The organism is Gemmatimonadaceae bacterium (genome assembly GCA_035533755.1).
Lineage (GTDB): Bacteria > Gemmatimonadota > Gemmatimonadetes > Gemmatimonadales > Gemmatimonadaceae > JAGWRI01.
The window spans coordinates 1-12,390 of sequence record DATLTC010000041.1 but is presented as its reverse complement, the minus strand read 5'-3'; the positions used below and the strand labels follow the sequence as shown (position 1 = coordinate 12,390).

Genomic DNA, 12,390 nt, shown 5'->3' with positions numbered 1-12,390 from the left:
CGCCCCAGGTCACGCACCTGCCGGCGCGCCACGAAGTGGTGCACGCGTATTCGGATCACGCCAGAGCGCAGGCGCTGTTCGGCGAGACGACGACGATTCCGTTGGGCGAGGGAGTCCACCGCATGGCCCAGTGGGCTCGGGTGGTGGGGGCGAGATCCAGCCGCTCGTTTGGGGCGGTGGAGATCGAGCGGGGACTCCCCTGGCGAGAGGAGGACGGTAGGACGGTAGGGGGGTAGGACGGTAGTTGGTAAACGGCGTTCCGCAGTTACCCACAACCGTCCTACCCCCCTACCGTCCTACCGTCAAACGTTTCCCGTATTGCGCTCACAAACCGTTCAGCGGCGAACCGCTCGGCATTGGTCCGACACGCCGCGGGCGCGATGCGCTCGCGCCCCTCGAACCTGCGCACCGCGTCCACCAGCGAATCCACCGTCTGCTCCTCGAAGAACACACCCGTGGGCTCGGGCGCGTCGAGGCCGCGGATGGTTTCCAGCGCGCCGCCGCGGGCATACGCGATCACCGGCGCGCCGCAGGCCTGCGCCTCCAGCGGCGAGATGCCGAAATCCTCTTCGGCGGCGAACAGAAAGGCGCGGGCGCGACGGAGGTGGTCGCGGAGTTCCTCGCGCGGGAGAAAGCCGAGCAGTTCCACATTCGGGCCGGCGGCCTCGCGTACGCGGCGCAGCTCGGGGCCGGTGCCGATGATCACCAGCCGGCGGTCGGGGAGCCGCGCGAACGCCCGCGCGATCATATCTATACGCTTATATGGCACGAGCCGCCCGGCGGTCACGTACAGGGCGGGGTCGCGCGCTGCGGCGCTCGCCGGGCCGGGGGTGAAGAACCGGGTGTCCACGGGCGGATGGACCACCGTCGAGTCGCGGCCATACGCCCGCCGGATGCGGTCGGCCACGAAGTGCGACAGCGTCACGAACTCGGTGACGCCGTGCGTGCCCTCCAGATCCCAGGCGCGCATGCGGTCGAGCAGCCGGTGGGCGAGCCATCCGCGCACGCCGCGGTCCAGTCCGGTCTGCGCCAGATACTGATCGCGCAGATCCCACGCGTAGCGCATGGGGCTCAGGCAGTAGCACACGTGCCGCTGCCCCGGCCGGATGCGCACGTTCTTGGCGGCGGCGTGCGACACGGAGATCACCAGGTCGTAGCCGCTCACGTCCAGCGAGCGCACGGCCGCGGGGTAGAGCGGCAGGTAGTACCGATGGCGGCTCGCCACGCCGGGCATGTGCTGCAGGAACGACGTGGTCACCTGGCGCGGAATGCCCAACCCGGCGCGGTCGGCGCCCGCCATGTGGTCGAGCAGCGTGAACACGCGCGCTTCGGGAAAGAGGCGGAGCAGCTGCGCGAGCACCAGCTCGCCGCCGCCGAAGGTGACCAGCCAGTCGTGGACGAGGGCTACGCGCACGGCCGCGCAGCGCCGGAGCGGGCGACGATGCGTGGACGAGCGGAGGCGATGCTCACCGCGCCAGCCCGAGTCGCGTGCCCAAGCGCAGATAGCTGTTGCCCACGTCCTGCCCCGGAAAGCGGTTCAGGTCCCACACGTGGCCCACCTGGAAGGTGATGTCCGACTTTCCATGGAAGATCGTGCCGCCGAAGCCCAGATCCCACTGCGAGCGAAGCTGATTGGCGGGCATGCCGACCCAGGTATCGGGGGGCATCTGGCGCTCCATGAGGGAGACGCCAAGCCGGCCGGCCGACGTGAACCGGTCGACGCCCAGGTCGATGCCCCCCGATTGCTCGATGAGCGGCGTGCCGAGGAGCTGGCCGAGTTCCGTGTGGCCCTGGGCAATGGGGTAATGGTCGTAAAAGGTGGACTGCCCGCGGCCGATCTGCTGGATGGCCGACACGCGCCCGCTGGCGGCCTCGGCGCGAACGGTCCAGAAGCCCGCGTGCGCGCTGTCGAGACCAATGACCTTGAAGAAGCCCAGCAGCCACGCGCTGTTGTGCTCCGGTTCCAGCATGACATCGCGGATGTCCACGTTGCGGTCGTTCTTGCCGAATTCACCGAACACTTCGAGCCCCATGGCGGGCGCGCGGGCGCTGAAGAACACGGAGAGAAGCTGGTTGTCGGCCGTGCCCAGTCCGGCAGCCCCTCTGCTGCTGAAGAGCGCCCCGAAGGGCAGCGTGTAGTCGTCTTGAGTGAAGTGCGCGGGCCAGTCGCGGTGGTAGAATCGCGTGAAGCCGATGGTGAGGGGCGTCGACGGCGGCTGCCAGGTGGCGATGAGGCCGGCTCCCAATCGCGTGGCGTTGGGGCTTGGCGGCGCGTAGTTGCTCTGCTGCAGCCGGCCGTAGATCACCTGCCCGCTGAACCGGCCGATCGGCGTGTGGATCGCCTGGTTGGTGCCGAAGAAGATGTGCGGAAACCCGGGCGCATTCGGTCCAAAGAGAAGGGCATTGCGAACGCCGGGGCCCCAGAAAATGTCCTCGGTGGAAAGGCCGGCGCCCAAGCTCTTGACGTCGATCCGCACGTACGACTGCCCCGGGTCTATCAAATGGTAGGCGCCGGGCCCCATGCGCTGCGGCAGGTCGATGGACGTCGGCATCATCGCATCGACGTACGGATTCGCGGCGCCGGCCGGCACGGGTTCCAGTTGGAACGCCCCATTCTGCGCGTACTCCACCAGCGGCTCGATGCGCGCCGAAAGGGGTCCCCACCGCATGTCGCCGCCCACGGTGGCCCAGGCGTTCACACCCTTGCCCTGCCACACGGGGCCGTCGTTGAAGCCCCAGGCGTAGCTCGAGTTGTCGGAAACCTCGGCCGACGGACGCAGCAGCTCGAAGTGGCTGGGCGGCGCGGTGCGCTGCGGCAGCCGGTCCTTCCACGGATGCGCCGCCGAGAGCGAGGCGCTCCACTGGTCGAGCACCGAAGGCGAGAAGGGACGGATGGCCCAGGGCTCGTCGGAAAGAAGGCCGCGCACCGCGAGCGCGCGGGCGTAGAGTTCCCAGTCGCTGCCCACGGTCGCTTCGTTCCATTGCGTGCCCTGAGCGCGCAACACGGCCGGAAGGGCGAGAAGGCAGACGAGGGCAAGCCACGCGCGGCGCATCAGGCGATCTCCTCGATCACTTGCATCACACGCTCGGCGCTCGCGTCCCAGGTCATGCGACGGACGCGGTCCACGCACGCGGCCGGCTGGCGCGCCGGATGAGCGAGCACGGCGCGCACGGCGTTGACGAACGCGTCGGCGTCGTCGGGGTGGCACAACGCGGCGCAACCGCCGGCGGCTTCCAATAGCGAGCCCGCACTGGAGCACACCACCGGCGTGCCGCAGGCCGTCGCTTCCACGACCGGGAGGCCGAAACCCTCCATGCGCGACGGAAAGAAGAGACAGGCCGCCGCGTGGTAGAGCGCGCGAAGCACGTCGTCCTGCTGCGCGCCGAGCACGAGCATGCGATCGGCCACGCCGGCCGCGATGGCGTGCGCCGATACCGGCTCCCAATCCGGATACCACTCGCCAACCACGATCCACCGGAGTTCCGGGATGCGCCGGAGCAGCTCCACGCCCATATCGAGGTTCTTATGCCGCTTGCGATTGCCCACGCTGAGCATGAACGGGCCGCCGGCGGCAAAGGGGGCAACGTCGTCGGGCAGCGGAGGAGCGGGTTGAAAGAATCCCGGGTCGACGCCCTCGGGAATGCGGCGAATCTTCGCGGCGGACCCGGGAACGAGGGCCGCGAGGTCGTGCGCGGTGTAATCCGACGGCACTACCACGCGGCCGGCGTGCCGCACGGCGCGGCGAATCCACCGTTCGGCGAGTCGTCGACGAGCGGGCTTCGTGGCTCCGGGCACGCGGAGCAGGATCAGATCGTGAACCATGGCGACATAGCGACGCGGAAGAGCATACCACGGAACATCCCAGTGCGGGAAGAACCAGATCGCATCTCCCGCCTGCCGGCGCACGCGCGGCCAGGTGAGTTGCGCGGCCGTCGAGTGGCGCGGGCTGGTCCATTCCACCAGGCGCGGGGCTCGCCGGCTCCAGTCGCGAACGCCCAGTTGCTCCAGTTGCGTCACGGGGCCGCAGAGGGTGAGGTCGAGGCGCGGATCGATGTCCAGACGGGCGGCCAGGGCCCGCGCCAGCGAGCAGGCGACGCGCGCGATGCCAGAGCGGGCTGGGTCGCGGAGATCGAACGCGACGGAAATCATCTGGCGATTCGGATGTCCATTCACGAGTCGTTAAAGGCGTCCGGCCCCTTGTTGAGCGCGAGAAGATACGCGAAGTTGCCGGGGATTCCTACCCTGGGTTTCTATTCGCGGCATGCCGATTCTCTCGAGGCTTGTGATAGTGCTCGCCGCCGCCGCCGGCGCCGGCGTGGCCTCGGCGCAGACGCCGTGCGGCGCGCGAGTGCGTGAACTGGCCGATCCGACGGCGCGCGCCCAACTGAGTGAAATGCATTCGCGCGGCGCCTCGGTGGCCGATGTGATAGCGGATGGGGCGGAGTGCGGGCGCGACACAGCGCATACCCCGCTCACATCCCACGCTCTGCACGTGCTGTCGCCGATGGTGAGCGTGCAGTCCGCGGGCGGGGTGCCGGATTCTCGAAACGAAGGCGGGGTGTGGGCCGGGCTCGGGCTCACCGCCTTCACGCGCTTCGGGGCGACGTTCGATCGCGGGATGTTCCATGCCGTGCTGGCCCCGGAGTTCTGGTACGCGCAGAACACGAACTTCAACTTCTATCCCGGCGCCGACGGCGCGCGCAGCCAGTTCGCGTCCAACTGGTACACGCCGCCCTATTCGATCGACCTGCCGACGCGCTTCGGGGCGTCGCCGCTGGCGAATGCGAGCCTGGGGCAGTCGGCGCTCTGGGTGAGCGAGGGCGGCGCCGACCTCGGGGTATCCAACAGCTCGCAGTCGTGGGGGCCGGGCATTCGCGGGCACCTGCTGCTGGGGCCCGACGCGCCGGGCATTCCGCGGGTGTTCGTGCGCACCAACCATCCGATCGTCACGCGCACCGGCGCCTGGTCGGGCACCGCGTTCGTGGGCACGCTCACCGAATCGCCCTTCTTCGACCACAACCCGGCCAATGATCTGCGCACGCTCACCGCGTGGACGATAGGCTGGAGCCCGAGCGCGGCGAGCGGCACGTCCATCGGCATCGCGCACGCGAGCATGCGCACGGGGTCGTTGTTCGGCGGATCGGCGCACAAACTGACCGGCCCCAGCGATCAGATAAACACCCTTTACGCACGGGCGCAGGCGCCGGACAACGGAGTGCGGGCGTGGGTGGAGATCGGCCGGGCAGGCGCGCTGCCCAGCTTCAGGCAGTTCATGACGATTCCCTATCAGGGCATCACGTACCTGTTCGGCCTCGAACAGGCCATCAAGACGAATGCGGGCACGCTGCTGCTCACGGGCGAAGCGGCAGATCTGGAGCAGCCCACCGACATCCGTGGGCAGCCGACGCAGGATTTCTATACGAGCAACGACATCCCGCAGGGATGGACGCAGCGCGGACAGTTGCTGGGCGACGGCATCGGGCCCGGCGGGCAGTCGCAGTGGTTCTCCATCGACTGGGTGACGCCCAGCGGGTCCGCGGGCGCGTTCATCGAACGGGTGCGGTGGAACGAGGACGCCTTCCTGCGGCAGTATCTGCCCTTTCCCAACCGGCACGACGTCACCGTTCGCGCCGGAATCAGGGGCGGCGTGCTGCTCCGCGGGCAGGAGCTTCATGTGGAATTGAGCAGCGGGCGCCGGCTGGACTACCTGTTCCAGAACGGCAGCTACATCCAGGACTTCCAGACGGTGGATGTGAACGTGACGCAGTTCCGGGTGTCGGTGACGCCGTTCGCGGAGCGGCGCCCATGAGCCGCCCGCTGCTCTCCGTCATCGTTCCCACCTACGGTCGCTGGCAGCACATCGGTCCTCTGCTCGACTCCGTCATGGCGCAGGAGTTCCACGACTGGGAGTGCGTGATCGCCGAAGACGGATCGCCGAACCAGGAGAAGATCAGGCAGATCGCCGCGGAGTACTCGGCGCGCACGCAAGGGCGGGTGAGGTTCCATGCCAACCCCGAAACGCTGGGATACGACGGGAACTTCAGAAAGCTCGTGGAACTGGCGAGGGGGCGGTTCCTGTTCGTCATGGGGGACGACGACTTCGTGGCGCCCGGCGCGTTCGAGGCCGTGGCCGGCGCGATAGACCGCTACCCCAACATGGGAGCGATCCTGCGCGCGTTCGCGGTGTTCGTCGATACCCCCGACAACATCGTGCAGGTGAATCGCTACTACGCGCACGAGTGCAGCTTTCCGGCGGGCCCGCCGGCGATCGTGGCGTGCTTCCGGCGATTCGTGGCGATGAGCGGACTGGTGCTGGACCGCGACCTGGCGCAGGCCTGCGCCACCGACCGGTGGGACGGCACGCTGTTCTACCAGCAGTGGCTGGCGGGCAACATTCTCGCGCAGAAGGACGCGGTGTACCTCCCCGATCTCCTCGCCTACTTCCGCCGCGGGGCGCCGCCCGTATTCGGCACGGCCAAGGCGGAGCAGGGAATGTTCACGCCGGGATCGCAGCCGCCGGATACGGACCTGCGCATGGTGGGCGCGCTGATGAAGATCGCGCGGGCCGTCGAAGCCGAGCGCGGGGTGAAGATCTCCGACGCCATCGAGCGCGACTTCGCCAACTACATCTACCACACGCTCGCCCACCAGGCGCACGAGCCCTGGCCGGTATTCCGCAAGTTCTACAAGGATCTCGGCGCGCAGGGGTTCGACAAGTACCCGCAGTACCACGCCTGGTTCTGGGCCATCGCGCTGCTTGGCGCGCCGAACGTGGACCGGGTGATCCAGTTCCTTCGCCGCACGCTGGGGCATACGCCGAATCTCACGTCCTTCGCCCGCGCCAAAGCGAAGTGAAACTCAGTGGGCGCCGAGTATGGCGGCGGCGACGAGCACGGCGAGCGCGGGAACGCCGAGAAGGGCGGCGCGGCGCACGACGACACGAGACGCCGGGAAGCGCCACGCCATGATCGACCACTGGCCCACGGCATCGAGCGACATGCGCCCCAGCCACGCGAAGGCGATGCCGGAAATGCCCCACAGATGTCCGAACAGCGCCAGCAGGCCGAGGTAGATCGGCAGCTCCATGATGTACATGATGCCCGCGCCCTTCGCGTCCACCGCGCCCTGCAGCATCGCGAACGGCACCTGCGCCAGGCAGTTGATGAACACCGCGATCGCCAGCCAGGGGAGCACCTGCGCCGCCACCGGCGAGTAGGCGCTGCGCATCCACGCCTGCAGCAGCGGCTGCGCGAACGCCGCGAGCACGAGCGCCGAGCTGAAGATCACCAGCATCGTCACCCAGGTGGCCTTCCACATGAGTTCGACGGCGCGTTCGGGGTCGGGCTTGTACGACGCCGCGAGCGCCGGATAGAGCACCGGCTGCAGCGCGCCGGTGAACAGGAACTGCTTGGTGGCCACCTCGGCGGCCGTGCCGTACCAGCCCGAGGCGGCGATGGGAAATGCCGACGCCACCACCATGCGGTCAACGTTGCTGAGCACGGGGCCGACCATGTTGGAGGCAAAGATCCATCGGCCGACACTCGCCAGTTCGTGCACGGCGCCGCGGTGCGGAAGGCGAGGGCGGCCCAGGCCCGGGACGATGCTTCCGATCACGAAAAAGTGCGCCAGCCAGTAGAGCACCCGTCCCACGACGATCGCGCCCACGGCGATCCGCGCGTCGCCGCCGAACGGCAAGGCGACGAGCGGGCCGGCGTAGGTCACCACGCCGAGCGGCACGCGGAGCCGCGCCGACAGCGGGAACTTCTGCGCCGCCTCGAGCACGCTGCGCAGCGTTACCCCGTGCGCGAGCGGGGGGAGCGACAGGGCGAACAGCCGCAGCACGCCCACCGCCTCGTCGCGGTATCGCGCCGGCACCTTCATCAGGTGGTCCACCACGTGCGGCGCCGCCATCCAGCCGGCCACCGCGAGCACGGACATGATGCCGAGCAGGAGCCAACTCGCCGCCCATACCAGATCGGCCACTTCGTGGTCCCGGCCGCCGGCCAGGCGTACCGACACCAGGCGGGTGAGGGCCCGCCCGAAGCCGAAGTCGAACAGCGAGAAGAGCCCGATGACGCCCCAGGCGAAGGTGAGCAGTCCGAACCGCGACGGGCCGAGCCCGCGGGCGAGGATGGGAATGCTGATCAGCGCGGCGAGCGCGGGAAGCGCCAACGCCGCGAGATTCACGAACACGTTGCGTTTGAGGAGCGCGTCGTCGGTGAGCGCGCGCAGGCGCTCGTGGCTCACGGGTTCGGGATCTGGAAGAACCCGGCGAAGCGCAGATCGGGCGACTGGAATGTGGGCAGATGCACGTTCGAAATAGTGTACGCGCTTCCCGGCGGGTAGGGCGCCGGGGGACTCACCGTGAAGTGGCCCACCGCCGTGCCGTCGAAGTTGTCGGGCGGGTAGAGCATCACGTTGAAGTAGCCCGTGTTGTCGGTGGTGCTGGTGAGCGTGACGGGCGTGGCGTCGAGCCCGGAGTCGAGCGTCCAGGTGACGGTGGCGCCCGCCACCGGGGTGCCGTCGGCGCGCTGGATCTGCGCCGCGTAGCGCAGCGAGGGCCCGAAGCTGAACACGCCGGCAAAGCCAAGGGAGTCGCCCGCGAAGGTGTGGAGGTGAATTCCCGTGATGAGCCGCGCCGGCCCGGTGGCCGGGTGCACGGTGATCTCGCCGTCCACGTAGCCGGTGTCGGTGACGGCGGCGCGCACCTCGATGCGCCCGTCGGAGCCGGTCACGAGCTGCAACGAGTCGGGATCGATGGCGATGCCGCCGGTGCGGCGGAAGGTCACGGGCACGCCCCGGGCCTGCTTGAGTGAATCGTTACGCCAGAGTTCGATGGCCCACGCCCACCGCTGCCCGTAGCCAAAGTTGCCCAGGTAGCGGTACGACGTGGAGTCGTAGGTGGCGAGGTGCAGGTTGGGGTACGAGGTGGCCGAACCGTTGGGCGGCGTGAAGGTGAGCGTGCCGATGGTCTCGCCGTCCGCGGCCGGCGTCATGTCGAGCAGGAAGAATCCCGTGGCGTCGGTGGTGGTGTTGATGACCGCGGGGGTGGTCGCGATGCCGCCGGTGCGCGTCCAGTTCACCGCCACGCCCTGCACGTGCTGGCCGGTGCCGCGGTTGAACGCCTGCGCCCCGTATACGAGAATGCTCCCCACGTTGTAGGTGGCCTGCGGCGACGCGACGCGATAGTGGTAATCGAGCGGGATGGTGTAGCCGCCGAACACCGCCGGGTGGTCCAGCGACCCCTGGCTCACCGTCAGGTTGCCCACGGCGCTGCCCAACTGGTCGCCGGTGAGGTCGAGGGCGAAGATGCCGTCGGAGTTCGTGCTGCCGGAAAACGTACCGGTGACCGCCACGCCGCCGGTGGGCGCGAAGTTCACCTCGGCACCGGCGAGCGGCACGCCGTCGTGCAGGAGCGTGGCCATATAGCGGGCGTGCGGCACGTCGAACCAGGCGCCCAGCAGCGTCGCGTCGCCTCGACGGGTGGACACGGCTACCTGGAACGGCGGCACGGTATATCCGGCATGGCCGGGCGCCGCCACGGTGATGGTCGCGGACAGACTGTCGGAGCCCCGCACATCCGTGGCGACTTCCCAGCTTCCGTCGCCCCCCGTGGTGGCGGTGGCCTGATCTCCGTTGGAAAGCGACACGCTCACCTGCACGCCGGCCGCCGGAGCGCCCGTGGCGGCGTCGACGATCTGGCCGATCAGATCGACTTTCGCCGCGGGCGCGCAGACGTTGGTGCCGGCGCAGGGCTCGCAGCCGGCCACGAAGATCAGCAGCGGCACGACGACCGCCGCGCCGACGCGAAGCCGGCGATTGCCGGCGATGCGCATGAGAGTGCCCCACATGATCCAGAGAATCTGCATCACGAAGGGCAGGAGAAGCGAGTTCACGAAAAAAGAGTGCACCACCACGGCCAGCGTCGAGGCGGCGGTGGCCACGCCGTGGGCGCGGTCGGCCGGCTCGAGATCCGGATCGTTGTACACTCGCCGCGCCAGCCGCACCACGCGCCACAGCATCCAGACGTAGCAGGCGAGCCCGAGCAGTCCGGTCATGGCCGCCACGAACAGCAGCCCGCCGTCGAGCGACACGCCGGCGCTGCCGAGCAGCACCCATCCGTGGGCCATCTCGGCCGGCTTCATGGCGTTGAAGCCCACGCCCAGCACGGGGTGGTCGATGATCAGCCGCAGGGCGCGCAACCAGGGAATGAAGCGTTCGAGCGCCGAGGTGTCCACGCGCAGCTTGTTGAGCCGCGCGGCGTAGCCCGCCATGAGCCAGAACGTGGGCACGAGCAGCGACGCGCCCACCAGAAACGTGTACCCCAGCCGGGACCTGAGCCCCCGCGCGGCCACGATCGCCGCCAGCCCCACGGCCAGCGCCAGCGCCGACGAGCGCGACACGGTGAGCACGAGCGCGGCGGCGAGGAGAGTGAGCAGCCACGCGCTCCGCGGTTCCCGAATGCCCTCGGCGATCCGCGCAAGGCGGAAGAGCAGCGCGATGGCGATCAGCAGTCCGGCAAAGTTGGGATCGAGCAGCGTGGACACGAGGCGGCGGCCCTGCACGTCCCACACCGGTAGATCGCCTCCGCTGTGGACGAGCTGAGCGAAGCCGGGCAGGAAGGCCGCCTGCACGACGCCGAACGCGGCGATGGCGAGGATGGCCGTTTCGACGTAGCGCCACGCCGAGCGCGCTTCGTCGGGGGTGAGACACCAGACCACGAACAGGTACCAACCGAAGTACACCACCCACCGCGCGAGAAATGCCAGCGTGCCCATGGCGTCGTTGAAATTCATGCCGTAGCGTGCGAGGGCGAGCGCGGTGGACACGGCGGCCACGAGCACGAACGCGGCGGCGGGGAGGGAGATCTCGTCCAGGGTCGCTCGCACGCGGCCGCCGAGCACCACCGCGGCGAGCGCGAACCAGAGCAGCAGAGTGACGAGGTCGCCGACGACGACGGGCGCCGTGCGCCCGCCCAGCGCGCCCATGGGGATGCGTCCCACGTTGGCCAGCGCCATGGCCGCGGCGCCGATGGCGACGAGGTGCCGGGCCGAAAGCTTCACGAGCGGCTAGACCGCGCGCGGAGTGTCGGACTCCCGCGTCTGGGGCGCCGCGCCGAGCGGCACGAGGAGGAGCCCGAACAGCAGTCCGCCCAGCAGCCCCACCAGCCAGGTGGGCGCCGGCCGCGGGAACGACACCCGCCGCGGCACGGCGGCCGTATCCACCAGCCGCACGTCGCCGCCCTCGAGCATCGCGGCCAGCCGGGCCTGGAGCACCTGCGCGCCCATGCCGGCGTCGAGTTCGGACAGCTGCTTCACGTCGGCCTGTTGCTTGGCCACCGACGCCTCGCGGCCCGGCAGGCGATCGAGCTGCGCGTGGAGCGAATCGGCGTCGGTCTGGAGCGAGGCGCGCTGATGGGCCAGCGACTGGCGGTAGGCGTTGGCCAGGGGGAGGAGTTGCGCGGTGAGGGAATCGCGGGCCCGGGCGAGCGCCGCCACCTGTGGCGCGCCGGGCGCCACGCGGGCCAGGAGCACGGTGCGCTGCGTCTCCACCTGGGCAATGGAGGCGACGATGTCGTTGACGGCCGCGCTGCGCAGCAGGTCGGGGAATCCGGCCAGCGCGCGGGGATCGGTGCGTCCGGCCTTCACCATGTCCACCAGGGAATCCAGCGCGTGCTGCGAGGCGCGCAACTGGGCGAGCTGCGCCTCGACGGCGGCCAACTGATCGGCCATTCCCCGGGCAGCAATCGTGGCGTCCACACCGGCGCCGCTCGCTTCCTGCATCTGCGCCAGGGCGTCAACGCCCGTTCTCAGGTCGTGGCGCACCGTGTCGGCCCGCGCCGACAGGAACTCCAGCCGGCGCTGGTTGAGGCCGCGATCGACGGTGCGCCGGCGGAGCATGTACACGCGGGCCAGCAGGTTGGGCACCTGGGCGGCGGTGGTGGAGTCGCGCCCGCTGTAGAGAATCTCCACCGCGTCGCCGCCGGCTTTCTTGGTGCTGATCCTGTCCGCCACGTCGCTGATGGCGTCCTCGCGGTCCACCAGGCGCACGGAGGCGCCGGCGCCGGCCTTTGACGCGTATATGACGCCCTGGGGGATAGTGTTGGCGCCGGCGGAAAGAGTGAGCTTGACCGGCTTGAACCGATTGGGCAGATGCACCGAATCGACGAGCAGGGCGGGCGGCGTGCGGCCGGGACTCCTGGGCTGGATTTCGAGACGGAGCGAATCGACGACGGCGCCGATGGCGGCGCGGCTCTGGAGCAGGGCGAGTTGGGTGGCCAGTTCCACGTCCTGATCACCACCGAGGAGGCCGGGCACGAGTTGAGAGAGGTTCACCTTGCCTTGCAGGCTGTTGCCGGTCCCGGGAAACTCGCGGATGAGCAGGAGCGC

9 protein-coding genes are annotated in these 12,390 nt (G+C 69.5%); 3 read left to right on the top strand and 6 right to left on the bottom strand.

From position 1 onward, the window contains the following. Positions 1–236 (top strand): hypothetical protein (locus VNE60_06345; protein ID HVB31133.1); only part of this gene is annotated, 236 nt, incomplete at its 5' end. A 44-nt stretch (positions 237–280) separates the two neighbouring features. On the opposite strand, the gene VNE60_06340 is transcribed toward VNE60_06345, so the two are convergent. From VNE60_06340 to VNE60_06330, 3 genes are read right to left on the bottom strand one after another with little or no spacing between them, the layout of a single operon-like run. After that, positions 281–1,414 (bottom strand): glycosyltransferase, encoded by a 1,134-nt coding sequence (locus tag VNE60_06340; GenBank protein HVB31132.1) that lies wholly within the window; start codon positions 1,412–1,414, stop codon positions 281–283. 52 nt (positions 1,415–1,466) lie between these two features. Next, positions 1,467–3,053, bottom strand: coding sequence for a hypothetical protein (locus tag VNE60_06335; protein HVB31131.1), 1,587 nt, complete (start codon positions 3,051–3,053; stop codon positions 1,467–1,469). Continuing rightward, the gene (locus VNE60_06330; protein ID HVB31130.1) at positions 3,053–4,150 is read right to left on the bottom strand and encodes a glycosyltransferase family 1 protein; all 1,098 of its coding nucleotides are present in this window, start codon (positions 4,148–4,150) and stop codon (positions 3,053–3,055) included. Before VNE60_06330 ends, VNE60_06335 begins: the two co-directional genes overlap by 1 nt. Positions 4,151–4,289: 139 nt before the next feature. On the opposite strand from VNE60_06330, the gene VNE60_06325 reads away from it, so the two are divergent. Further along, complete coding sequence (locus VNE60_06325) at positions 4,290–5,810, top strand: hypothetical protein (GenBank protein HVB31129.1); 1,521 nt, start codon at positions 4,290–4,292, stop codon at positions 5,808–5,810. Next, complete coding sequence (locus tag VNE60_06320) at positions 5,807–6,856, top strand: glycosyltransferase family 2 protein (GenBank protein ID HVB31128.1); 1,050 nt, start codon at positions 5,807–5,809, stop codon at positions 6,854–6,856. The genes VNE60_06325 and VNE60_06320 overlap by 4 nt, the downstream gene beginning before the upstream one ends. A 3-nt stretch (positions 6,857–6,859) precedes the next feature. Here VNE60_06320 and VNE60_06315 read toward each other — a convergent pair whose 3' ends face one another. The 3 genes from VNE60_06315 to VNE60_06305 form a co-directional block, all read right to left on the bottom strand. Continuing rightward, positions 6,860–8,248: a flippase gene (locus VNE60_06315; GenBank protein HVB31127.1), complete on the bottom strand. Its 1,389-nt coding sequence runs from the start codon at positions 8,246–8,248 to the stop codon at positions 6,860–6,862. Further along, positions 8,245–11,064, bottom strand: coding sequence for an O-antigen ligase family protein (locus VNE60_06310; GenBank protein ID HVB31126.1), 2,820 nt, complete (start codon positions 11,062–11,064; stop codon positions 8,245–8,247). The genes VNE60_06315 and VNE60_06310 overlap by 4 nt, the downstream gene beginning before the upstream one ends. A 6-nt stretch (positions 11,065–11,070) precedes the next feature. Beyond that, the coding region (locus tag VNE60_06305) for a hypothetical protein (protein ID HVB31125.1) at positions 11,071–12,390 on the bottom strand (1,320 nt) is incomplete at its 5' end.

Bases quoted from the DNA above. Each gene is read 5' to 3' on its own strand.
- VNE60_06335 (HVB31131.1), bottom strand. From the start codon at position 3,053: ATGCGCCGCGCGTGGCTTGCCCTCGTCTGCCTTCTCGCCCTTCCGGCC.
- VNE60_06330 (HVB31130.1), bottom strand. From the start codon at position 4,150: ATGATTTCCGTCGCGTTCGATCTCCGCGACCCAGCCCGCTCTGGCATC.
- VNE60_06320 (HVB31128.1), top strand. From the start codon at position 5,807: ATGAGCCGCCCGCTGCTCTCCGTCATCGTTCCCACCTACGGTCGCTGG.